Below are 23,545 nucleotides of genomic sequence, written 5' to 3'. Positions count from 1 at the left end.
GGGGTTCCGCTAAGGTCTTATTGTTCTGGGCGTGCTTTTATAAAGGCACGCAAAACGTGCAGGCGAAAAGCAGCTGATAGTTCTGTCCTGTCCTTAGGGAATACCGACACTGATTTCTGTGTAGTCTCTTGTTTTGTATCGGCCACGCCGGATCAAAGATTAACCATTGGGTGACAAAATGCCTGACTCATTGCAACTCGTTCTCGGTGCCGATCCTGGTGGCCAGCCCATCGCCCAGGCCATGCGTCTGGCAAACCGTCACGGTCTGGTCGCCGGCGCCACCGGGACCGGTAAAACCGTCACGTTGCAGCGCATGGCCGAAGCGTTCAGCGATGCGGGTGTGGCGGTATTTGCCGCCGATATCAAGGGCGACCTGTGTGGCCTCGGTGCCGCTGGCAACCCTCAGGGCAAGATCGCCGAGCGCATTGCCGGGATGCCGTGGCTGAACCATAAGCCGCAGGCGTATCCGGTGACGCTGTGGGACATTCATGGCCAGTCCGGTCATCCATTGCGCACCACCCTGAGTGAAATGGGCCCGTTGTTGCTGGGCAGCCTGCTGGAACTGACCGACAGCCAGCAGTCGGCGCTGTACGCAGCGTTCAAAGTGGCGGACCGCGAAGGGCTGTTGCTGCTCGACCTCAAGGATCTGAAGGCGCTGCTCAATCACTTGCGTGATAACCCTGAATTGCTCGGCGATGACGCCGCGTTGATGACCACCGGTTCCAGCCAGGCGCTGTTGCGGCGGCTGGCGACGCTGGAGCAACAAGGCGCCGAAGCCCTGTTCGGCGAACCGGCGCTGCAACTCGAAGACATTCTGCAACCGACGGCGGACGGTCGCGGGCGCATTCATTTGCTGGACGCCAGTCGTCTGGTTCATGAGGCGCCGAAGGTTTACGCGACTTTCCTGCTGTGGCTGCTCGCCGAGTTGTTCGAGCAATTGCCGGAACGCGGTGATGCGGACAAACCGTTGCTGGCGTTGTTTTTCGACGAAGCTCATTTGCTGTTCGCCGGGACGCCGAAGGCGTTGCAGGATCGGTTGGAGCAAGTGGTGCGGTTGATTCGCTCGAAAGGCGTGGGCGTGTATTTCGTCACCCAATCGCCGGGCGACCTGCCGGATGACGTGTTGGCTCAGTTGGGTTTGCGTATTCAGCACGGTTTGCGTGCCTTCACTGCCAAGGAGCAGAAATCCCTGCGCGCCGTGGCCGAGGGCTTCCGGCCGAACCCGGCGTTCGACGCCTTGTCGGTGTTGACCGAACTGGGTATCGGCGAGGCGCTGGTCGGGACGCTGGCCGAGAAAGGCACGCCCGAGAGGGTCCAGCGCGTATTGATCGCGCCACCGCAATCGCGGATCGGGCCGTTGAGCGAGGCCGAACGTGCGGCACTGATCGCCGGTTCGCCGTTGCAAGGGCGTTATGACAAGCCGATTGATCGGGAGTCGGCTTATGAAGTGCTGATGGGACGCAAGGGCCTGGCACCTGATCCTGGTGCGGCGCCGGTTAAACCTGCACCCGCCGAGCCAAGCTTCACCGAGCAGGCCGGGGAGTTTCTCGGAACGGCGGCCGGACAGGCGTTGAAATCGGCGATGCGACAGGCGGCTAATCAATTGGGTCGACAATTGGTACGCGGGTTGATGGGGTCGCTGCTGGGTGGCAAAAAAAGCCGCTAGAAAGCAAACTCGGTCGATGCTGTAGGAGCGAGCAGGCTCGCTCCTACATGGGGCGGTGTCAGGTTTTCGGTTTTGCGTGCGCCGCAAGGCGTTCCAGCGCAGCCCGCAGATTCGGATCGCTGATCCCGTCGGCCGTGGCCTGAATGGTCGCGCCCGCATCCGACGACAAACTGATGGTGTGCCCCGCGGCGCCTTGTTGCACGGTCGGTGGCTGCACCTTGAACAAAATCCGCGTCAGACTGGCGAACTCGTCAAACATCTGTAACTGGCGTTGCAGGCGCTTTTGCTGATAACGCAGGCGCGTGGCCCAATGTCCGTCGGTGACGATCAGCAACAAACTGCCTTCGCGCCATGACGCCACATGGCAGTGTTCGCGAGCGGCGGGTTGCAATTGGCTTTCGAGCAGACGTTGTAAATGACCCAGGCGTTGAGCGTGGCCAAAGATAGCTTTCAGCGGCTTGGCTTCGCGAAGCAGAACGGCGGGTGCTCTGGCCGTAAGAGGGCGAAATGCCATGATCAGACACCTGAAGTAACAGAGCCGCTATGGTAGCAGAAAGCACCTCGTGCACCTGACCCATTGCTTTGCGCGCGCTTTACCCATTAAATCAACAAGTAACTTCTGTCGTGAACGGCTTGAAGTTCAGCAAAAAGCCCTTATTTTAAATGAGCCCCGTTACAGCGCAGTGCATGCATCGTGGAATAACGCCACTTTCCTCACCATCGTTTCCGGGTAGAATGCTCGTTCGCATGCGGCCATGAGGGCTGCACGGGCGACTCACGGGGCCGCCCTCCATCCCTTTAGTGTGGAAGATCCTGCCGATATGTTTGCGCCTTTGTTAAAGAAACTTTTTGGAAGCAAGAACGAGCGTGAAGTCAAACGCATGCTCAAGACGGTGCAATTCGTCAATGCCTTCGAAGAGCAAATGGTGGCCCTTTCGGACGATCAATTGCGTGCCAAGACAGACGAGTTCAAGGCCCGCATCGCCAAAGGGGAATCCCTCGACAAGCTGCTGCCCGAAGCCTTTGCGGTCGCCCGCGAAGCCGGCAAGCGCGTCATGGGTATGCGCCACTTCGATGTCCAGCTGATCGGCGGCATGACCTTGCATGAAGGCATGATCGCGGAAATGCGTACCGGTGAAGGCAAGACCCTGGTGGCAACACTGGGCGTTTACCTCAACGCGCTGTCCGGCAAGGGCGTGCACGTTGTGACAGTGAACGACTACCTGGCCCGTCGTGACGCCAACTGGATGCGTCCGCTCTACGAATTCCTCGGCCTGACAGTCGGCGTGGTTACGCCGTTCCAGCCACCGGAAGAGAAACGTCTGGCTTACGCTGCCGACATCACCTACGGCACCAACAACGAATTCGGTTTCGATTACCTGCGCGACAACATGGCGTTCAGCATGGAAGAAAAATTCCAGCGTGAACTCAATTTTGCCGTGATCGACGAAGTCGACTCCATCCTCATCGACGAAGCCCGTACTCCACTGATCATTTCCGGTCAGGCCGAGGACAGCTCCAAGCTGTACATCGAGATCAACAAACTGATCCCGCAGCTGGAACTGCATGTCGAAGAAGTTGAAGGCGAAGTCACCAAGGCCGGTCACTACACCGTCGACGAGAAGACCCGTCAGGTCGAACTCAACGAAGCCGGTCACCAGTACGTCGAAGAAACTCTGACCTCCCTCGGCCTGCTGGCTGAGGGCGAAAGCCTGTACTCGGCGCACAACCTGGGTCTGCTGACCCACGTTTATGCCGGCCTGCGTGCGCACAAACTGTTCCACCGCAACGTCGAGTACATCGTGCAGGACGGTCAGGTTGTACTGGTCGACGAACACACCGGTCGTACCATGCCGGGCCGTCGTTTGTCCGAAGGCCTGCACCAGGCCATCGAAGCCAAGGAAAACCTGAACATCCAGGCCGAAAGCCAGACCCTGGCCTCGACCACGTTCCAGAACTACTTCCGTCTGTATAACAAACTGTCCGGCATGACCGGTACAGCCGATACCGAGGCGTTCGAGTTCCATCAGATCTATGGCCTGCAGGTCATGGTCATTCCGCCGAACAAGCCGTTGGCCCGTAAGGACTACAACGACCTTGTGTTCCTGACAGCCGACGAGAAGTACACGGCTATCGTGGCGGACATCAAGGAAAGCATGGCGGCGGGCCGTCCGGTGCTGGTAGGTACGGCGACCATCGAAACCTCCGAGCACATGTCCCGCCTGCTCGTGGAGCAAGGCATCGAACACAAGGTTCTGAACGCCAAGTTCCACGAAAAGGAAGCCGAGATCATTGCCCAGGCCGGTCGCCCAGGCGCACTGACCATCGCCACCAACATGGCCGGTCGGGGTACCGACATCCTGTTGGGCGGTAACTGGGAAGTGGAAGTGGCGTCCCTGGAAAATCCGACGCCAGAGCAGATTGCCCAGATCAAGGCCGACTGGCAGAAGCGTCACCAGCAAGTGCTCGAATCGGGCGGCTTGCAGGTGATTGCTTCCGAACGTCACGAATCGCGCCGTATCGACAATCAGCTGCGTGGTCGTGCCGGTCGTCAGGGTGATGCCGGTTCCAGCCGCTTCTACCTGTCGCTGGAAGACAGCTTGATGCGTATCTTCGCCTCTGACCGGGTGAAGAACTTCATGAAGGCCCTGGGCATGCAGCCAGGCGAGGCGATCGAGCACCGCATGGTGACCAACGCCATCGAAAAGGCTCAGCGCAAGGTTGAAGGCCGTAACTTCGACATTCGTAAGCAACTGCTCGAGTTCGATGACGTCAACAACGAACAGCGTAAAGTGATTTATCACATGCGTAACACGTTGCTCGCCGCTGACAACATTGGCGAAACCATTGCCGATTTCCGTCAGGACGTGCTCAACGCTACCGTCAGTGCGCACATTCCACCGCAATCGCTGCCAGAGCAGTGGGACGTGGCCGGTCTGGAAGCTGCGTTGCAGAGCGACTTCGGTGTGGCGCTGCCGATCCAGCAATGGCTCGACGAAGACGATCACCTGTACGAAGAAACCCTGCGCGAGAAGCTGATGCAAGAGCTGATCGCGGCGTACAACGAGAAAGAAGACCAGGCAGGCGCCGAAGCGCTGCGCAGCTTCGAGAAACAAATCGTGCTGCGCGTGCTGGACGACCTGTGGAAAGACCACCTGTCGACCATGGACCACCTGCGTCACGGCATCCACTTGCGTGGCTATGCCCAGAAGAACCCGAAGCAAGAATACAAGCGCGAGTCGTTCACGCTGTTCTCCGAGCTGCTGGATTCGATCAAGCGCGATTCGATTCGCGTGCTGTCCCATGTTCAGGTTCGCCGCGAAGACCCGGAAGCCGAAGAGCAACGTCTGCGTCAGGAAGCCGAAGCACTGGCCGCACGCATGCAGTTCCATCACGAAGAAGCACCAGGTCTTGAGCAAGTGGAACCGTTGGGCGAAGAGATTGATGTCGCCCTCGCCGTGGCACCTGTGCGCAACGAGCAGAAACTGGGCCGTAACGAACTGTGCTATTGCGGTTCGGGCAAGAAATTCAAGCATTGCCACGGGCAGATCCAGTAAAACCCGTTTCAATCGCTGAAATACCCGCGCCGCGACCGGCATCAGCCGTCGCGGCGTTTTGCCATTTAATACCGCCGTTCATCGCATGACGGTGATGACTACATTTTTTGAGGAGCGCATTCATGGCTGTTGGTCTTGGTCCTTTGCCAACGTTGCACCCGGTTGCCGGTTTTGAACTCGGTATCGCCTCGGCCGGCATCAAGCGCCCGGGGCGCAAGGATGTCGTGGTCATGCGCTGTGCCGAAGGCTCCACCGTCGCAGGCGTCTTCACCCTGAACGCCTTTTGCGCCGCTCCCGTGATCCTCGCCAAGCAACGCGTGCAAGGCCCGGTGCGTTACCTGTTGACCAACACCGGCAACGCCAACGCCGGCACCGGCGAACCTGGCCTGGCCGCCGCCGAGCGTACCTGCGCCAAACTGGCTGAGCTGACGGGGGTCGATGCAAGCCTGGTGCTGCCGTACTCCACCGGCGTCATCGGCGAGCCACTGCCGGTCGAGAAAATCGAAGGCGCGCTGCAAGCAGCCCTCGACGACCTGTCGATCCACAACTGGGAAGCGGCTGCCACTGGCATCATGACCACCGACACCCTGCCCAAGGGTGCGAGCCGCCAGTTCCAGCATGACGGCGTGACCATCACCGTCACCGGCATCAGCAAAGGCGCGGGCATGATCCGTCCGAACATGGCGACCATGCTTGGCTACATCGCCACCGACGCCAAAGTCTCCCGCGATGTGCTGCAAAACCTGCTGCTGGACGGTGCCAACAAGTCGTTCAACCGCATCACCATCGACGGCGACACGTCGACCAACGACTGCTGCATGCTGATCGCTACCGGTCAGGCTGCACTGCCGGAAATCACCCGTGCCGAAGGCGAGTTGTTCGCCAAGCTGAAGCAAGCGGTGTTCGACGTGTGCATGGACGTGGCCCAGGCCATCGTTCGCGACGGCGAAGGCGCGACCAAGTTCGTCACCGTTGAAGTCAACGGCGGCGGCAATCACCAGGAATGCCTGGACGTCGGCTACACCGTGGCGCACTCGCCGCTGATCAAGACGGCGTTGTTCGCCTCCGATCCGAACTGGGGTCGAATCCTGGCAGCCGTTGGCCGTGCCGGCGTGCCGAACCTGGACGTGAGCAAGATCGACGTGTTCCTCGGCGACGTCTGCATTGCCAGCCGTGGTGCGCGTGCGGCGACATACACTGAAGCCCAGGGCGCTGCAGTCATGCAGCAGGAAGAGATCACCATCCGTATCGAGCTGGGTCGCGGCGATTGCAGCGAAACCATCTGGACTACCGACTTGTCCCACGAATACGTGAAGATCAACGCCGAGTACCGTACTTAAGGCCGCGTCGCCCCCTTCGCGAGCAGGCTCGCTCTCACAGTGGATTTGTGAACACCCCGATCCACTGTGGGAGCGAGCTTGTTCGCGATGACGGACTTCCAGTCACCAAAAGACTGACCTGCACCCCTCATCAAAAAGGTCCCGAACATGAGCCTCCACCTGATCATCGGCGACAAACTGCTTTCCTCCTGGTCCCTGCGCGGCGCACTGGCCCTCGACCTGACCGGTGCGGCCTACACCGAAGAATTGATCAAGCTGGGCCAACCCGACACCCGCGAACACCTGCTCAAGCATTCGCCGACCGGCAAAGTTCCGCTGCTGAAAACCGAACATGGCACCATTGCCGACTCCCTGGCGATTGCCGAGTACCTGGCTGAGCAGTTTCCCGAGGCCGGCCTTTGGCCAACAGACACCGCTGCCCGTGCACAGGCGCGTTCGGCCTGTGCGCAAATGCACGCCGGGTTCTTTGCCATGCGCGGCAACATGCCGTTCGACCTGAGCCGCGATGCGCCTCTGGCGTCGACACCTGATGATGTTCAGGCGGACATTCAGCGCATGCTGGCCTTGTGGGCAGAATGCCGTGCAGCGGCGAACGACACTGGCCCGTTCCTGTTCGGTGGTGCAACCCTGGCCGATGCGTTCTTTGCCCCGATTGCCGTACGCCTGCGCACCTATCAGGTGACATTGCCGGCAGCGGACGAAGCCTACGTCGAAGCGATCTACCAATGGCCGGCATTCAAAGCCTGGCAGAAGGCTGGTCTGGAGGAGGTCGGGCAGTGAAACGAGTCCATGTAGCCGCTGCCGTTATCCGTGATAACAGCGGTAAGATCCTTATCGCACGTCGTGCCGACACACAGCACCAAGGCGGTTTGTGGGAGTTTCCCGGCGGCAAAGTCGAGGGCGACGAGTCTGTCGAAACCGCGCTGAGCCGTGAACTTCAGGAAGAACTGGGCATTGTGGTCAGCGCCGCGCGGCCGCTGATCAAGATTCATCATGATTACCCGGACAAGCACGTGTTGCTGGATGTCTGGGAGGTTTCTGCGTTTACCGGCGAACCCCACGGCGCCGAAGGACAACCGCTGGAGTGGGTGTCGCCGCGCGACCTGCTGAACTACGAGTTCCCGGCGGCCAACCAGCCGATCGTCGCGGCCGCACGTTTGCCAGCGGAATACTTGATTACCCCCGAGGACCTGGAAACCCCAGCTCTGCTGCGCGGCATCCAGAAAGCCATCGCCGGTGGGATCAAACTGATCCAGCTGCGGGCGCCCAATGGCTACGATCCAAAGTACCGCGATCTGGCGGTGGACGCGGCGGGGTTGTGTGCCGGCAAGGCGCAGTTGATGATCAAAGGGCCGTTTGAATGGCTCGGTGATTTCCCGTCCGCCGGTTGGCACATCACCTCGGCCCAGTTGCGTAAATATGCAGCGGCAGGGCGACCACTGCCGGCGTCGCGCTGGTTGGCGGCGTCGTGTCATAACGCTGAAGAACTGGCGTTGGCCGAGCAGATGGGGGTGGACTTTGTGACCCTGTCGCCGGTGCAGAAGACCCAGACTCATCCGGATGCGCAGCCGTTGGGTTGGGAGCAGGCTTCGGCGTTGATTGCGGGCTTCAGCAAGCCGGTGTTCCTGTTGGGCGGTGTTGGCCCGGCAGAACGGCAGCAAGCCTGGGGAGCCGGGGCGCAGGGCGTGGCGGGGATTCGGGCGTTCTGGCCTGAGGTTTGATTTTGCGGTGATGCGACTGCCGCTATCGCGAGCAAGCTCGCTCCCACAATGGATCGCGTTTCTTCAGGAAGAACTCGGTCCACTGTGGGAGCGAGCTTGCTCGCGAAGGCGTCCTGACAGACGCCGGTTAATCCTGAGGTTTCACCGCCGCCTGCCACAAAATCTCCGCAACCCCCTGCCGCTTGGCAATCACCCGCGCCACCACAAACATCACATCCGACAACCGATTGATATACGCCAGCCCAACCCCGGCCAGCGGCTCTATCGCATTCAACTGTTGGCACCGCCGCTCCGCACTGCGTGCCAGGCACCTGCACACATGCGCCTGAGCAATCAGCGCTGAACCTCCAGGCAGAATGAAATTCTCCAGCGGCCCCAGCTCTTCATTCCAGCGATCAATCGCCGCTTCCAGGCGCTCGATTTCAGCTGCGTTTAACGCCTGATATACCGGCATCGCCAGTTCGCCACCCAAGTCGAACAAGCGGTGCTGACAAGGCGTCAACACCTCAATCACCTCGTTCAAGCCCGGATACGTGACGACTTCGGCGGCCAACCCGGCCAACAGCACGCCGATCTGACTGTTCAACGAATCGACTTCACCAATGGCCTCGATTCGCGGGTGATCCTTGGGCACCCGGCGACCATCGCCGAGCCCGGTTTCGCCTTTGTCGCCAGTGCGGGTGTAAATCTTCGACAAGCGAAAGCCCATGGGTTACCTCGATAGTTGATTGAGCTCTTGGGAGATGACAGGCGCGCCCGACAACGGCAGGCGCAAGGTGAAACAGGTGCCTTGGCCCGGCGTCGACTGCACTTCCATCTGCCCTTTGTGATTGTTGGTGATGATGAAATAGGAAACCGACAGGCCCAATCCCGTGCCCTGGCCGATTTCCTTGGTGGTGAAGAACGGCTCGAACGTGCGTTTACGCACGTTTTCGCTCATGCCGATGCCATTGTCCTCGACCTGGATTTCCGCCCAGGGCGGATTCAGTTTGGTGCGCAGAATGATCCGCCCCGGTTCGCGATCATCTTCACGCTGGTGAATGGCCTGAGCCGCGTTTTTCAACAGATTTAGCAACACTTGCTCCAATTCGTTGGCCGTGCCGGGCACCGGGCCGAGGGCCGGATCGAACTGGCGAATGATCGCCTGCCCCTTGAAGTCGAAACCGATCGCCAGGTCGAAGTCGTTACCGGCGATTTCCACAGCTTGATCGATCAGCGCCGGCAGGTCGCACGGGGCCATTTGCCGGGTACTGCGACGGCTGAAGCTGAGCATGTGCGTCACAATCTTCGCCGCACGGGCGCCGGCCTGCTGAATGCCATCGAGCAATTGCGGCACTTCGCGCACCTTCAGGTACTGATTGACGGTTTCCAGCTCGATACCGATGTGCTCGGCCTGTTCCAGGTTTTTCGGCAGATCAGGTGACAGGCGCCGGCGAATGTTCTGCACGTTGTGCAGGATCGCGCCCAGCGGGTTATTGATTTCGTGGGCCATGCCGGCGGCGAGGCCGCCGACCGAAAGCATCTTTTCCGACTGCACCATCATTTCTTCCAGCGACAGGCGCTGGGTGATGTCGTCGATCCGGATCACCACACCACGCCCGGCACCGCCCATCAGCGGGTAAAAGGTCAAGGCGTAATGCTTGGGTTCATCGTCCTTGAACCAGGTTACCCGCTCGATCTTGGCCACGGTGTGCTGCTCGACGGTTTGCTTGAGTTGCGGCAGAAACGGCTTCAATGGTTCGAAGGCGAGGAAGATCGGTTGGTTCAGCGCTTCGTCCAGGCGTGTGCCGGACAGGGCGCTGGCCTCCTGATTCCACTGGGTCACGTAGAGCTGCTCGTCGAGGGCGATCAGTGCCGACGGCATGGAATCGATGATGCTGTTGAGGTAGTTCTGGAAACCGGTGAGCTTTTTCTCGATCTTGCTGCGCACCTGGACTTCAAGTTCCAGCTTGCGATTGGTATGGCGGGTTTCTTCGGCCAGGCCCTGGGCCTGATCGTAGGCAGCCTGGGAGTCGTCCCGGGCACGCTTGAGCTGCTGCTCACGGGCTTCGATCCGCGAGAGCATGGTGTTGAACGCCTCGGCAAGGCTGCCGATTTCGTCGTGGTTGCCACGGGAGGCTCGCAGCGCGTAGTTCTCTTCGCGGGTCACTTGCCGGGACAGCTCTTCGAGCTCATGGATGGGGCGGGTAATCAGGCGTTTGATTTGCCGGGCGATCACCAGCCACAACAGCACACTGAAGATCAGAATGCCCAAGCTGGCCGTCAGGGTGCCGGTGTAGAACGCCATCGGCAGCTCGCTGCTGGCCACCAACAGCAAGTGGCCGGGTTCGGTGCCAGGCCGGGGCAGGGTGATCAGTTGATTGCTGCGAAACTCGGTCGCTTGCCAAGCCTCGATGTGTTGATAGCGCCCCGGCAGACTCAGCTTGTCGCCATGCTGCAATTGCGCCAGTCGTTCGCCCTTGCCGTCATAAATAGCGGCCGCACGCAGTGGGGAGTAACTGTCGAGTTCGTTGAGCAGGCGTTCGGCGTTTTGTGGCGTCTTCAGGGCATCGGCCACCAGGCTCGGGTTGGACACCAGTCGGCCAATGGTCTGCAAGGCTTGGGGCGCCATGCTTTCCTGGGAGATGTAGTACGCCGCGCTGATGAACGTCAGGTTGGCGACCAGCAGGATGGTGATCAACAGCACCAGCAGGGCGGCCAGCAGTTTCTGGCCGACGGGGAGGTTTTCAAGGCGCTGGCGCAATGGCATCAGGTTCGTCGCTTAAATGGAACACGTGGCCAGCGTAGCCGCTGCTCAGTCGCTGGGCAATCCAAGGCTGTGCAGATGGCCGATCAGCCGTTGCTGCAATTGATGCAGGTGGGGCAGGTTGAGTTGGTGACGCGCGGCGACTTTGCAGACATGGCCGAGCAGGTAGGTGATTTCGGTCCGGCGCTGATTCGCGACGTCCTGGTACATCGAGGAGTAATTGGCCGCCGTGGCCTGGATCACGCGCTCGACTTCCTGTTGCAGGTTTTCTGCTGCTGCAGGCTGGCCGCACCGTTCCAGCAACTCGGTCAATTCAACGCAGAGGGTCGCGACTTCGCACTGATGCTCCCGCAATCCGCCATTGCGGCAGTGGTGAAGGACCGTCAGGGGATTGATCGCACAGTTGAGTGCCAGTTTTCGCCACAGCCGTGTGAGGATGTCGGTGCTCCATTCATGGGGGATTCCCGCAGCCGTCAGGTCCTCCAGCCAGATCGGCGCTACCGGATGGCTCGCGTCCCCCAGCCAGGTGTAACCGTGGCCGGCGAACACCACGCGCCAGTCGCCATCGCGAAACGCGCCTTCGGTACTCGATGCGCTCACGCAACGGGCTTGCGGCACCTGCGCCGCCACGGCGTCCTGACTGCCGAGGCCGTTTTGCAACAGGATCAGTTCGGCGTCGGGTGTCAGGCGTGGCGCCAGTTGTGCGACGGCTTTCTCGGCGTCGTAAGCCTTGCAGGCCACGAGCAGGCGGCTGATGGGCTCGCGGCTGTCCGGTGTTTCGCCGGGGATGTCATAGGTGTTGGCTACACCGTGCTCGACCAGCGTCAAACCGCCTGCAGCTTGATAGGCCTGCAAGCGCTGCGCGTCCCGAACGATCAACCTGACCGGTAAATCGGCCCGCGCCAGCCGTGTGGCCCACAACGTGCCGAGGCTGCCGGCGCCCAATACATGCCAAGTGGTCGACATCAGCTTTTTGCTCGGTTTGAGGCTGGCATGTGAGGCTCGCACTATCGGTTGGAAAAGACCCGTTATAATGAGCCCGATTTTAACCGCAAGCCAAGCGCGCGCCATTGCAATCGAGCGCGCCTTTTTATTGGAGAAATTACATGCCGTCGTTCGACGTGGTATCCGAACTGGACAAACACGAAGTCACCAACGCGGTCGAAAACGCCGTCAAGGAACTCGATCGTCGTTATGACCTGAAAGGCAAGGGCACATTCGAGTTCAAGGAAAAGGACCTGACCGTCAACCTGACCGCCGAGGCCGACTTCCAGCTCGAAGCGATGATCGAGATCCTCAAGCTGGCTTTGGTCAAGCGCAAAATCGACGTGCAGTGCCTTGAGGTCAAGGACGCTTACGCATCGGGCAAGCTGATGAAGCAGGAAGCGGTCCTTAAGGAAGGCATCGACAAGGAACTGGCGAAGAAAATCGTTGCTCACGTCAAGGATGCCAAGCTCAAGGTCCAGGCTGCCATTCAAGGTGAGCAAGTGCGCATTACCGGCAAGAAGCGTGACGATTTGCAGGAAGCCATCGCGGCCCTGCGTGCCAAGACGTTCGATATGCCGCTGCAGTTCAACAACTTCCGCGACTAACCTTTAACTCGGGAACCACTCGACGTTTTCGGCGTCCGAGGCCCAAGCAACGGCAGAAATGATTGAGTCCTGCGGGGTTGATCGTTCTGCCGTTTATTTTTTTGCGTGCCGGAAATCAGGAGAAATTAGATGGATTTGAATGCTGAAGTGGACAACCTGGTCAAGGCTTCCCAAGCCTGGATTCCAATGATCATGGAATACGGCAGCCGCGTGTTGCTGGCTGTGATCACTCTGGCCGTGGGCTGGTGGCTGATCAATAAAGTGACGCAAAAGCTCGGTGGCCTGCTGGCTCTGCGTAACGCTGACCTGGCACTGCAAGGGTTCATCAGCAGCCTGGCAAACATCATTCTCAAGGTTTTGCTGATTGTCAGTGTGGCGTCGATGATCGGTGTGGAAACCACCTCATTCGTCGCGGCCATTGGTGCTGCAGGCTTGGCCATCGGTCTGGCTTTGCAAGGCAGCCTGGCAAATTTCGCCGGCGGCGTGTTGATCCTGTTGTTCCGCCCGTTTCGCATCGGAGACTGGATCGAAGCCCAAGGGGTTGCCGGTACCGTTGACAGCATTCAGATCTTCCACACCGTACTGCGTACCGGAGACAACAAAACCATCATCGTTCCCAACGGTAACTTGTCGAACGGGATCATCACTAATACCAACCGTCAACCGACCCGCAAAGTAGTGTTCGATGTAGGCGTGGATTACGAGGCGGACTTGCAGAAGGCCCGTGAAGTGTTGTTGGAACTGGCCAGAGATCCACGCGTATTGGCAGATCCGGCACCACAAGCAGTAGTTTCTACGCTCGGTGACAGTTCGATCACTCTTTCGCTTCGGGTCTGGGTAAAGACGGCGGATTACTGGGACGTGATGTTCATGTTTAACGAACAGTCCCGTGATCGCTTGAAAAACGCCGGTATTGATATTCCGTTTCCACAGCGGGTTATTCGCGTGGTTCAGGAATCTGCGGTGCAGTGATTGTTTTTTGATCATGTCTGACTATTTGGTCAGGCATGTTTCTCACGAATATGATCGTTTTGATGCATTGTTGTCGCCCACGAAAAAAGGCCCATCCGAAGATGGGCCTTTTTTTATTACCGCAAAGTAACGTTCTGCAATTACAGAATGTTGAGCGGGTAGTCGGTGATCAGGCGGAACTCTTGGATATCGCCTTCGCCTTCGGCAGCGTTGGCGGTGTGCCATGCTTGACGGATGCGGAACGACAGGTCTTTAGCTGGACCGGATTGAATTACGTACTTAACTTCCAGGTTGGTTTCGTGGTGCTTACCGTTGTCGCCGTACAGACCAGCGTAAGCGCTGCCAGCTGGAGTGTTGGTGCCGTCGATGTTCCAGCCTTTCACGTAACGGGTCATGAAGCTCAGACCAGGTACGCCGTATTCGGCCATTTTCAGGTCGTAACGGGCTTGTACCGACTTCTCGCCAGGGGCGTTGAAGTCAGAGTACTGGATGGAGTTGGCGAGGAAGATCGAGTCGCCGCCTTTGTTGTTGTCACCCACACCGATGTAGTCGAACGGGGTATCGCCGTTCACTTTCTGGAAGCCCAGGGTCAGGGTATGCGCTTTCAGGAACGAGAAAGCAGCAGCCAGGGAGTAGGCGTTGTTGCTGATTTCGCCTGCTTTAGCGTTACCGGTGTCCTTGGTGTTGTAGTAGTTACCGTCGAAGTTCAGCGACTGATCGCCACCCAGTGGGAGGGTGTAGTTCGCGTTCGCGTAGTACTGGTTCCAGACGTCTTCGAGCTTGGCACCGTAGAGCGAGAAGCTCAGGTTGTCATTGACGCCGTACTTGCCGCCGAAGTAGTCGATGGAGTTGGCTTGTACGCCAGCGTAGGTAGCCCACAGGCTGCCATCACGGGCGTTTGCGTTCTGGCTGGTCGCCGAGTAGAAGTGGCCGCCTTCGAGGTCAAGGTCTTTGACTTCACTGCTCTGCAGTTGGATACCGCTGGCAGTTTGGTGAAGGATACGGGAACCGCCAACAGCGAACACCGGAGAGGTGCTTGGCTGCATGTCGCCGATTTTCAGCTCGGTTTTGGAGATGCGGAACTTGGCGGCAGCGCCGGCTTTGCCTTGGCTGTCGTTGTTTTCGCCCTGATCGTTAAGGCTCAGGTTGCCCGAACCGGCGTACTTGTCGGTACCGTCAAGTTTGATTGCCAGTTGGCCCCATGCTTCAACGCCGACACCAATCAGACCTTGGGTGTAGCCCGAGCTGTACATGCCCTGAATACCTTGGGTCCAGTCACGCTGGTCGTTGGCACCATCGGTCTTGTTACGGTTGAAGTAGTAGTTGCGAACCAGCAAGTCGAGCTTGCTGTCTTCAACAAAACCTTTGGCTTCTGCCTGGTCGCTTACGAAAGGTGCGGCTACTGCCAACTGAGTACTGGCTGCTGCTGCAACTGCCAGTGCGATCATGCTCCACTTCATCACGCGCATCGTGATTTGCTCCTTTGGTTTTAGAAGAGTACTGCCGTCCCACCTGATTTATTATCTGGGCGGCTCTTTCTTTTTGTGTCGGCGCAAACTTATATCACGCCGACCATGTTGGCGATACTTGCGTATCTAACCTTTCTGCTTCTTTACGACCCTGTCGCAAACAGCTGGGTAGATGTCGCAAATTTACAGCCTCAATGCAAGCGGGCCGGCAACTTTAACGTTGTTTTCCAGGGCTTGAACATTGGTAAAAAGAGTCCTTGGTGAAACGTTTGAATCTCCATCGGGCAACCCTGCCGCTGTTTTTATTTGCCTTGATGCCTCCACTTCCAGCAGAAGCATCCAGGCGATGTGGGTGTGAATGCAACAAGCGTGCACAAAACAGAAATCTGTTGCTGTTTTTTTCTGCCTGCCTGTCTATACGTGTAAAAACCTCATAAAACCGGGCGTTTCAAGCACGTTTTGTTCGGGCTTGACGCCAGGGTTTGCATCGTGCATCAGCCTCCGGTTCGGTGGCATGACAACCAAAAACGTTACCGGTTCACCCCAAAAGTGAGTAGATCGCGGATGCTGACCGACTCAGCGTAGACGAGCTGTGCGCTTTTGGTGCAAAAAATCTTAATCGCTGTACTGAATTCATACAATTTTGTTATTTGTCTGAATCGAACACTTCGTTGTTAATCAGTCATTTCGGCGGTTTTGGCTGGGTCGCTGGTCCTGTAATGGTGCGTTCTGGCGAAAAATGTCTCATGGCGGGGCGCGTGTCGGGTCGTGAAGAGAGCGCCGTTCGCAGGTATGCTGCCGTCCTGTCGCTTGGCGCACCGTCCCTCAGGAGGGCCGCTAAGCTGAAAAATGAGAACCAGGCGGGAGTGCGCACAGTGTTCGCTTTAGATCCACGGCTTCAACAAGACACGCTACCGATCGGGGATTTCCCACTCTGTCGGTTGCTGTTGTCCAATGACTCGAATTATCCCTGGTTCATCCTGGTGCCTCGTCGCGACGATATCAGCGAGATATTTCAGTTGGGTGTCGCGGAGCAACAACAGCTATGGCAGGAGACGACCGCGCTGGCGGAAACGCTCAAGGATGCGTTCGACGCTGATAAGTTGAACATCGCGGCGCTGGGTAATGTTGTCAGTCAGTTGCACATGCATGTGATCGTGCGAAAACGCGAAGACGCTGCCTGGCCTGCTCCGGTCTGGGGCAAGGTGCCGGCCAAACCCTACGATGCAGACCAGATCACCGCGATTCGCGAGCGTCTGAGTTTGGTATTAACCGAAGACTTTACGTTTCTGGAGGGTTGAATCATGAGCCTGGAAGATCGCGTTACCGATCTGGAGAGCCAGTTGGCGTTTCAGGATGACACTATCCAGTCATTGAGTGATGTGCTGGCGACGCAGCAACGTGCTGTTGAGCGCTTGCAGCTGCAAATGGCAGCACTGCTCAAGCGGCAGGAGGAGATGGCCGGGCAGTTCGAAACCTTCGAAGAAGAAGCACCGCCGCCGCATTACTGAATTTTATGATAAAGAAGCAGCCAATAAAAAACCGCGAACAGCCAGGCTGTTCGCGGTTTTTTTTGCCTTTGAATCAGCGACGCGGCAGTGCGGCGATCACGTCTTCGGCTTGCAGGCCTTTGTCACGGTTCATCACAGAGAATTCCACGCGCTGGCCTTCGACCAGGACGCGGTGACCTTCGCCGCGAATAGCCCGGAAATGCACGAAAATATCATCGCCGGAATCGCGGGAAATAAAGCCGAAGCCTTTGGAGGTGTTGAACCACTTGACGGTGCCGGTATCGCGGTTGCTCATGTCATAGCTTGGCGAGGCGGCGGCCGGTGACGATTTGTAGAAGCTGACACCCAGGTGCAGTAATACGGCGGCCAGGGCTGCGACCAGGCTGAACAGGACGGCAGGTTGACCGGCGATGACCGGCATCGGCGCGAGCAACGTCAGGATTTGCAGGAGAACGGCCAGCACCAGCAGAACGCTGACCAGGTTTTGCAGTTGGTGACGCGGGCCTTTGTTCCAGTAAGGGATAACAGGAGCAAGGGTGAGGTTCAGCAGGCCGAAAAAGGCCAGGTACAGTGCATCGGGTTGTTGCAGGTAAGGGACCGCTTCAGCTCGCAGGCTGGGGATAAAGGACAGCAGCAGGGCCGCTGCGCCCGTTAGCAGGTGGACGATTTTCAACATTTTGATTAACTCACGTTAAGACGGATCACAAGGAAGAGCTGATGGAATACGGTTCGCTTCGGAACAATAAGAGGCGTTGGGCACGTATTCGGTATCAGCCTATGCGCAGCCCCCGAAAAATAGGCGGTCGCGACACGTTGTCTATTTAACAGCAAAGCCTGCAGCTACTCAAATCAGGCAGTCCGGCGGTGCCCGGAAGGTCGATTTATTCAATCTCTGCCGTCTTGCTTCCGCAAATCTCATTTGCGCGCGGTAAAACGCGTCTGATCCTGTAGGACATTGGCCGGCCTAGGACGCTCTCCATCATCCCCATTCAGCTGTTGGCTTATCCTACGTCGATGGTCATAAAGTCATCTGGATATACCGTTGCGCCTGCGCTTTTATAGGGCAACACAAAGAAGTGGCCCTTATAGAAGGCAAGGATGACAAAGGAGTGTCAGCAATATGGTTTATGAAGACAGGTCTGGCGAGGCTAGGGAGATCAGGGTTGATCCTTTCGTCAGTGAATTTGATATGGGGCTGGCCCGGCCGTTATCCCGTTCGGTGCGTTTGAATGGTTTGGCGACCTGCTTGCGGCTTGAGCAGGTCTATTGGGATATTTTGGGCGATATGGCCAAGGTTAACCGCTGTTCGGTCAGCGCACTGTTGTCCCATGTGGACCGCGAAGTGCATTTACGTCACGGCGGGGTCAAGAACTTCACCGGGCTGGTGCGGGTTGTCTGCGTCGTGCGCAGCTTGAAGGAAAGGGGCTGCGTTGCGACACCTTAGCCGCCGCGGCGCAAGGGACTGAGTGTCAGTCTGTGCAGTCTTACGGCTGCACAGGCTGCGTTTAATGGATATAATCCCGCTCTTTGCCGCAAAACCCAGCGTGTGCGGTAGCAATCTGATCGCCGAGACAACCCCCATGCCGATGTACGACTATCAATGTGCTTCCTGTGGTCATCAGTTGGAAGCCATTCAAAAGATCAGCGCAGCACCGCTGGTCGACTGCCCTGCCTGTCAGGCGCCAGAGCTGAAAAAGATGCTGTCCATGCCAGGGTTCCGCCTCAGCGGCACCGGTTGGTACGAAACCGATTTCAAGACCGGCTCGAAGAAGAACCTGGCCGGCGGCGACAAAGCTGACTAGGGTCTAGGGCCTGAGTTGAACCATACGTGCGAGCGCTTGCATCATCGGGCACCTTTATAAAGGGCAGGATGGGCAGGGCTCTGACCGAATTTCGAATTACGAGAAGCGAAACCACTACCATGATGCGCAGCCATTATTGCGGCCAACTGAACGAAAGCCTGGAAGGCCAGGAAATTACTCTTTGCGGTTGGGTTCACCGTCGCCGTGACCACGGTGGGGTGATTTTCCTCGATATCCGTGATCGTGACGGTCTGGCCCAGGTGGTGTTCGACCCGGACCGTGCTGAATCCTTCGCCGCCGCCGATCGCGTGCGCAGCGAGTACGTCGTCAAGATCACCGGCAAGGTACGCCTGCGTCCGGCCGGTGCGACCAACGCCAACATGGCGTCGGGCATGATCGAAGTCCTCGGTTACGAACTGGAAGTGCTGAACGAATCGGAAACCCCGCCGTTCCCGCTGAACGAGTTCTCCGATGTCGGCGAAGAAACCCGCCTGCGCTATCGCTTCCTTGACTTGCGTCGCCCGGAAATGGCCGAGAAGCTGCGTCTGCGTTCGCGCATGACCACCAGCATCCGTCGTTTCCTGGACGAGAACGGCTTCCTCGACGTCGAGACGCCGATCCTGACCCGCGCGACCCCTGAAGGTGCTCGCGACTACCTGGTGCCGAGCCGTACTCACGCCGGTTCTTTCTTCGCCTTGCCGCAATCGCCACAGCTGTTCAAGCAATTGCTGATGGTGGCTGGCTTCGACCGTTACTACCAGATCGCCAAGTGCTTCCGCGACGAAGACCTGCGGGCTGATCGTCAGCCGGAATTCACCCAGATCGACATCGAGACCAGCTTCCTCGATGAAAACGAGATCATGGGCATCACCGAAAAAATGATCCGCAACCTGTTCAAGGAAGTGCTGGACCTGGAATTCGGTGACTTCCCGCACATGACCTTCGCAGAAGCCATGCGTCGTTACGGTTCCGACAAGCCGGACCTGCGTAACCCGCTGGAACTGGTTGACGTTGAAGATCAGCTGAAAGAAGTCGACTTCAAGGTGTTCAGCGGTCCGGCCAACGACCCGAAATGCCGTATTGCCGCATTGCGCGTTCCAGGCGCGGCGAGCATGCCACGTAAGCAGATCGACGATTACACCAAGTTCGTTGGCATCTACGGTGCCAAGGGCCTGGCGTACATCAAGGTCAACGAGCGCGCCAAAGGCGTTGAAGGTCTGCAATCGCCAATCGTCAAGAACATCCCTGAAGCCAACCTCAATGTGATCCTTGATCGCGTTGGCGCGGTCGACGGCGACATCGTGTTCTTCGGCGCCGACAAGGCCAAGATCGTCAGCGAAGCCTTGGGCGCGCTGCGGATCAAGGTCGGTAACGATCTGAACCTGCTGACCTGCAAGTGGGCACCAATGTGGGTCGTCGACTTCCCGATGTTTGAAGAGAACGATGACGGCAGCTTCACCGCCTTGCACCACCCGTTCACCGCGCCGAAGTGCACCCCGGAAGAACTGGCAGCCAACCCGGCGACCGCTTTGTCCCGTGCCTACGACATGGTATTGAACGGCACCGAGCTCGGTGGCGGTTCGATCCGTATCCACCGCAAGGAAATGCAGCAGACCGTATTCCGTCTGCTGGGCATCAACGAAGCGGAACAGGAAGAGAAATTCGGCTTCCTGCTCGACGCCCTGAAGTACGGCGCGCCGCCACACGGTGGCCTGGCCTTCGGTCTGGACCGTCTGGTCATGCTGATGACTGGCGCCCAGTCGATCCGTGAAGTGATCGCCTTCCCGAAAACCCAGAGCGCGGCGGACGTCATGACTCAGGCACCGGGTCAGGTGGATGCCAAGGCATTGCGCGAACTGCACATTCGTCTGCGCGAAACGCCAAAGGCTGAGTAAGGCTGACCATAAAGGCGCATCCTTTTGGGTGCGCCTTTTCTTTAGGTCGAGATTTTTGGGTTGCTGGCCGACACTGAGTGAGGCGGGCAATGTTTCAAAGAGAATTCGGAGCGAGTTATGGCGGGTCATTCCAAGTGGGCGAACATCAAGCACCGCAAAGAACGTCAGGATGCCAAGAAGGGCAAGATTTTCACCAAGTGGATTCGTGAACTGACCGTTGCTGCCCGTCAGGGTGGCGGTGATCCGGGCTCCAACCCGCGCCTGCGTCTGGCGCTGGACAAGGCCCTTGGCGCGAACATGAGCCGCGACATCATTGATCGTGCCGTTGCGCGCGGTGCCGGCGCTGCCGACACCGACGACATGGTCGAACTGAGCTACGAAGGTTACGGCCCGGGCGGCGTGGCGGTGATGGTCGAGTGCATGACCGACAACCGTAATCGCACCGCGGCCGCTGTTCGCCATGCTTTCAGCAAATGCGGCGGCAACCTCGGTACCGACGGTTCCGTGGCTTATCTGTTCGAGCGCAAAGGGCAGATTTCCTTCGCGTCAGGCGTTGATGAAGACGCGCTGATCGAAGCGGCGATGGAAGCGGATGCCGATGACGTGGTCACCCACGATGACGGTTCCATTGATGTGTTCACCTCCTTCGCCGGGTTCTATTCCGTGCGTAATGCGCTGGAAGCGGCCGGGTTCAAGGGCGACGACGCTGAAATCGTCATGCTGCCGACCACCAGCGCCGAACTGGACCTGGAAGGCGCCGAGAAGGTGCTCAAGCTGATCGACATGCTGGAAGACCTGGATGACGTGCAGAACGTCTATTCCAACGCGGACATTCCGGAATCGGTAGCCGCACAACTCGGTTGAGGGTGACTAAGATCAAAGGTGGGAGTCAGCTCTCACTTTTGGTATTTGCTGTATAGAAGTGCTCTTACCTAACCCGCAGGCGTTATGACTTTAATTCTTGGGATTGACCCCGGTTCGCGTATTACCGGTTATGGCGTGGTGCGCGATACCGGGCGTGGCTGTGTGTATGTGGCATCGGGCTGCATTCGTACCGGCTCGGGAGAATTGCATGAGCGTCTGCAAATCGTTTATCGCGGTGTGCGTGAAATCATCCAGACATACGGCCCGGTCACCATGGGCATCGAAAAAGTGTTCATGGCGCGCAATGCCGACTCTGCGCTGAAACTGGGTCAGGCGCGCGGTGCGGCCATCGTTGCCGGTGCCGAAGAAAGCCTGGAAATCGCTGAGTACACTGCAACTCAGGTCAAGCAGGCAGTGACCGGCACCGGTGCGGCGAATAAAGAACAGGTGCAAATGATGGTCATGCACATGCTGAAATTGACCAGCAAGCCGCAAATCGACGCCTCTGATGCCCTGGCCATTGCCATTTGCCATGCGCACACCCGTTCCAGTCTGTTGCCCCATGGCTTGGGGACGGCACGCAGTCGTGGCGGGCGCCTGCGTCTCTGATAGCATCAGCAATCATTTTTTATGGAATGGGGGCTTTCGTGTCTGTGTTGTCGATGCGAACCCTTGCTCTGTCGGTCGCCAGGCATTGATCTGGCCAACGCTCAAGGATCTGTAACGTGATTGGACGCTTGCGCGGCACACTGGCTGAAAAACAGCCGCCGCACCTGATTCTGGATGTAAACGGTCTGGGGTATGAGCTGGAAGTGCCCATGACCACGCTGTATCGCTTGCCGTCGGTCGGTGAACCGCTGACCTTGCACACCCACTTGGTCGTACGCGAAGACGCGCAGTTACTCTATGGTTTCTTTGGCAAGCGTGAGCGAGACTTTTTCCGCGAGTTGATCCGTCTTAATGGGGTAGGGCCGAAATTGGCGCTGGCCTTGATGTCCAGCCTGGAAGTCGATGAACTGGTCCGTTGCGTGCAGTCTCAGGACACCTCGGCATTGACCAAGGTGCCGGGGGTGGGCAAGAAGACGGCCGAGCGTTTGCTGGTTGAGCTCAAGGACCGATTCAAGGCCTGGGAAACCGTTCCGGCCATGTTCGCGCTGGTGCCCAACCAGCCGGGCGGGCCAGACGCTCCGGCGCCGGTCGTCACCGCCGAAAATGACGCGGTCAGCGCGCTGATCTCCCTGGGCTACAAGCCGCAGGAGGCCAGCAAGGCGATTTCCGCGATCAAGGAGAAAGGCTTGAGCAGTGAAGACCTGATTCGTCGTGCCCTGAAGGGAATGATTTAAGTGATTGAAGCTGATCGTCTGATTACCGCCACGCCGGGTCCCCGCGACCGCGAGGAAGTCCAGGACCGGGCGATTCGTCCCGTCAGCCTGGCCGAGTACATTGGCCAGCCGACCGTTCGCGAGCAAATGGAGTTGTTCATCCAGGCCGCCCGTGGACGTAATGAGTCGCTGGATCACACATTGATCTTCGGTCCGCCGGGTCTGGGGAAAACCACCTTGGCGAACATCATCGCCCAGGAAATGGGGGTGTCGATCAAGAGCACATCGGGTCCCGTGCTGGAGCGCCCGGGTGACCTGGCGGCGCTTTTGACCAATCTTGAACCTCACGATGTGCTGTTCATCGACGAAATCCATCGCTTGTCGCCGATTGTCGAAGAAGTGCTGTACCCGGCCATGGAAGATTTCCAGCTCGACATCATGATCGGTGAAGGACCGGCCGCGCGTTCGATCAAACTGGATCTGCCGCCGTTTACCCTTGTGGGGGCAACGACCCGTGCTGGCATGCTGACCAACCCGTTGCGCGACCGCTTCGGGATCGTCCAGCGCCTCGAGTTCTACAACACTGCGGATCTGGCAACGATTGTCAGCCGTTCGGCGAGTATCCTTGGTTTGCCGCTTGACCCGGAAGGCGCCTTCGAAATCGCCCGGCGTGCCCGCGGTACGCCGCGGATCGCCAACCGGTTATTGCGACGGGTGCGCGATTTCGCCGAGGTGCGCGCCAAGGGCCACATCACCAAGCCGATTGCTGACCTCGCGTTGAACCTGCTGGATGTCGACGAACGCGGTTTCGATCATCAGGACCGACGCCTGCTGTTGACCATGATCGAGAAGTTCGACGGCGGACCGGTCGGGGTGGACAGTCTGGCCGCCGCCATCAGCGAAGAACGTCACACCATTGAAGACGTGCTGGAGCCCTACCTGATCCAGCAGGGCTACATCATGCGTACCCCGCGGGGGCGAGTGGTGACCCGGCATGCGTATTTGCACTTTGGCTTAAATATTCCGTCACGATTGGGCGAAATGCCCGTGGTAGACGAGTTTCTTGATGCCGTGGACGATTAATAATT

23 protein-coding genes are annotated in these 23,545 nt (G+C 58.4%); 16 read left to right on the top strand and 7 right to left on the bottom strand.

All coding sequences use genetic code 11. From position 1 onward, the window contains the following. The first annotated feature begins 178 nt into the window (after positions 1-178). Complete coding sequence (locus tag NL116_RS24495; protein ID WP_494374405.1) at positions 179-1,666, top strand: helicase HerA-like domain-containing protein; 1,488 nt, start codon at positions 179-181, stop codon at positions 1,664-1,666. Positions 1,667-1,724: 58 nt separating this feature from the next. Here NL116_RS24495 and NL116_RS24490 read toward each other — a convergent pair whose 3' ends face one another. Then, on the bottom strand, positions 1,725-2,180 hold the full coding sequence (locus tag NL116_RS24490; RefSeq protein ID WP_027922922.1) for a DUF721 domain-containing protein: 456 nt from the start codon (positions 2,178-2,180) through the stop codon (positions 1,725-1,727). 307 nt (positions 2,181-2,487) lie between these two features. Between NL116_RS24490 and secA the strand changes: the two genes are divergently transcribed. Beyond that, on the top strand, positions 2,488-5,223 hold the full coding sequence (secA, locus tag NL116_RS24485) for a preprotein translocase subunit SecA (RefSeq protein WP_494374404.1): 2,736 nt from the start codon (positions 2,488-2,490) through the stop codon (positions 5,221-5,223). Here secA and NL116_RS24480 read toward each other — a convergent pair. After that, positions 5,195-5,347 (bottom strand): hypothetical protein, encoded by a 153-nt coding sequence (locus NL116_RS24480; protein WP_185045018.1) that lies wholly within the window; start codon positions 5,345-5,347, stop codon positions 5,195-5,197. The genes secA and NL116_RS24480 overlap by 29 nt on opposite strands. On the opposite strand from NL116_RS24480, the gene argJ reads away from it, so the two are divergent. The 3 genes from argJ (at position 5,346) to NL116_RS24465 (ending at position 8,284) form a co-directional block, all read left to right on the top strand. Continuing rightward, positions 5,346-6,563, top strand: a complete 1,218-nt coding sequence (gene argJ / locus NL116_RS24475; protein WP_494374403.1) for a bifunctional glutamate N-acetyltransferase/amino-acid acetyltransferase ArgJ — start codon at positions 5,346-5,348, stop codon at positions 6,561-6,563. The two genes, NL116_RS24480 and argJ, sit on opposite strands and share 2 nt — an antisense overlap. A gap of 147 nt (positions 6,564-6,710) precedes the next feature. Beyond that, on the top strand, positions 6,711-7,343 hold the full coding sequence (locus tag NL116_RS24470; protein WP_494374402.1) for a glutathione S-transferase family protein: 633 nt from the start codon (positions 6,711-6,713) through the stop codon (positions 7,341-7,343). Further along, positions 7,340-8,284: a Nudix family hydrolase gene (locus NL116_RS24465; protein ID WP_494374401.1), complete on the top strand. Its 945-nt coding sequence runs from the start codon at positions 7,340-7,342 to the stop codon at positions 8,282-8,284. Before NL116_RS24470 ends, NL116_RS24465 begins: the two co-directional genes overlap by 4 nt. A 127-nt stretch (positions 8,285-8,411) precedes the next feature. Here the strand turns inward: NL116_RS24465 and NL116_RS24460 are convergent, their stop codons facing one another. From NL116_RS24460 to NL116_RS24450, 3 genes are read right to left on the bottom strand one after another with little or no spacing between them, the layout of a single operon-like run. Next, positions 8,412-8,993, bottom strand: coding sequence for a cob(I)yrinic acid a,c-diamide adenosyltransferase (locus NL116_RS24460; RefSeq protein WP_494374400.1), 582 nt, complete (start codon positions 8,991-8,993; stop codon positions 8,412-8,414). 3 nt (positions 8,994-8,996) lie between these two features. Continuing rightward, positions 8,997-11,033 (bottom strand): sensor histidine kinase, encoded by a 2,037-nt coding sequence (locus tag NL116_RS24455; RefSeq protein ID WP_494374399.1) that lies wholly within the window; start codon positions 11,031-11,033, stop codon positions 8,997-8,999. 45 nt (positions 11,034-11,078) lie between these two features. Beyond that, positions 11,079-11,996, bottom strand: a complete 918-nt coding sequence (locus NL116_RS24450) for a putative 2-dehydropantoate 2-reductase (protein WP_494374398.1) — start codon at positions 11,994-11,996, stop codon at positions 11,079-11,081. A gap of 140 nt (positions 11,997-12,136) precedes the next feature. Between NL116_RS24450 and NL116_RS24445 the strand changes: the two genes are divergently transcribed. Next, positions 12,137-12,622: a YajQ family cyclic di-GMP-binding protein gene (locus NL116_RS24445; protein WP_007906601.1), complete on the top strand. Its 486-nt coding sequence runs from the start codon at positions 12,137-12,139 to the stop codon at positions 12,620-12,622. Positions 12,623-12,751: 129 nt separating this feature from the next. After that, a complete protein-coding gene (locus NL116_RS24440; RefSeq protein ID WP_494374397.1) occupies positions 12,752-13,594 on the top strand; it encodes a mechanosensitive ion channel family protein in 843 nt (280 codons plus the stop codon). Positions 13,595-13,734: 140 nt separating this feature from the next. Here NL116_RS24440 and NL116_RS24435 read toward each other — a convergent pair whose 3' ends face one another. Then, a complete protein-coding gene (locus tag NL116_RS24435) occupies positions 13,735-15,063 on the bottom strand; it encodes an OprD family porin (RefSeq protein WP_494374396.1) in 1,329 nt (442 codons plus the stop codon). 875 nt (positions 15,064-15,938) lie between these two features. On the opposite strand from NL116_RS24435, the gene NL116_RS24430 reads away from it, so the two are divergent. Both NL116_RS24430 and NL116_RS24425 read left to right on the top strand, forming a co-directional pair. Next, on the top strand, positions 15,939-16,364 hold the full coding sequence (locus tag NL116_RS24430; RefSeq protein ID WP_494378127.1) for an HIT family protein: 426 nt from the start codon (positions 15,939-15,941) through the stop codon (positions 16,362-16,364). 3 nt (positions 16,365-16,367) lie between these two features. Continuing rightward, positions 16,368-16,574, top strand: coding sequence for a SlyX family protein (locus NL116_RS24425; RefSeq protein WP_010457497.1), 207 nt, complete (start codon positions 16,368-16,370; stop codon positions 16,572-16,574). 73 nt (positions 16,575-16,647) lie between these two features. Here NL116_RS24425 and NL116_RS24420 read toward each other — a convergent pair whose 3' ends face one another. Next, positions 16,648-17,250, bottom strand: coding sequence for a cold-shock protein (locus NL116_RS24420; protein WP_494374395.1), 603 nt, complete (start codon positions 17,248-17,250; stop codon positions 16,648-16,650). A 444-nt stretch (positions 17,251-17,694) separates the two neighbouring features. On the opposite strand from NL116_RS24420, the gene NL116_RS24415 reads away from it, so the two are divergent. The 7 genes from NL116_RS24415 to ruvB all read left to right on the top strand — a co-directional run bounded on the left by NL116_RS24415 (position 17,695) and on the right by ruvB (position 23,540). Further along, on the top strand, positions 17,695-18,018 hold the full coding sequence (locus tag NL116_RS24415) for a ribbon-helix-helix domain-containing protein (RefSeq protein WP_494374394.1): 324 nt from the start codon (positions 17,695-17,697) through the stop codon (positions 18,016-18,018). Positions 18,019-18,154: 136 nt separating this feature from the next. Next, complete coding sequence (locus NL116_RS24410) at positions 18,155-18,376, top strand: FmdB family zinc ribbon protein (RefSeq protein ID WP_010457489.1); 222 nt, start codon at positions 18,155-18,157, stop codon at positions 18,374-18,376. A 119-nt stretch (positions 18,377-18,495) separates the two neighbouring features. Beyond that, a complete protein-coding gene (gene aspS, locus NL116_RS24405; protein ID WP_494374393.1) occupies positions 18,496-20,271 on the top strand; it encodes an aspartate--tRNA ligase in 1,776 nt (591 codons plus the stop codon). Positions 20,272-20,388: 117 nt separating this feature from the next. Then, entirely contained in the window at positions 20,389-21,135 is a 747-nt protein-coding gene (locus tag NL116_RS24400) for a YebC/PmpR family DNA-binding transcriptional regulator (protein WP_494374392.1), read from the top strand. Between the two features lie 84 nt (positions 21,136-21,219). After that, positions 21,220-21,744: a crossover junction endodeoxyribonuclease RuvC gene (gene ruvC / locus NL116_RS24395; RefSeq protein WP_007945844.1), complete on the top strand. Its 525-nt coding sequence runs from the start codon at positions 21,220-21,222 to the stop codon at positions 21,742-21,744. A 116-nt stretch (positions 21,745-21,860) separates the two neighbouring features. Further along, positions 21,861-22,478 (top strand): Holliday junction branch migration protein RuvA, encoded by a 618-nt coding sequence (ruvA, locus tag NL116_RS24390; protein WP_494374391.1) that lies wholly within the window; start codon positions 21,861-21,863, stop codon positions 22,476-22,478. Beyond that, positions 22,479-23,540 carry a Holliday junction branch migration DNA helicase RuvB gene (gene ruvB / locus NL116_RS24385; RefSeq protein ID WP_494374390.1) on the top strand — a complete coding sequence of 354 codons (1,062 nt, stop codon included), beginning with the start codon at positions 22,479-22,481 and terminating at the stop codon, positions 23,538-23,540. Positions 23,541-23,545 lie beyond the last annotated feature (5 nt).

This window comes from Pseudomonas sp. FBCC-B1667 (genome assembly GCF_059133255.1).
The sequence above is the reverse complement of the archived record's forward strand: the minus strand, read 5'-3'. Positions and strand labels throughout refer to the sequence as shown.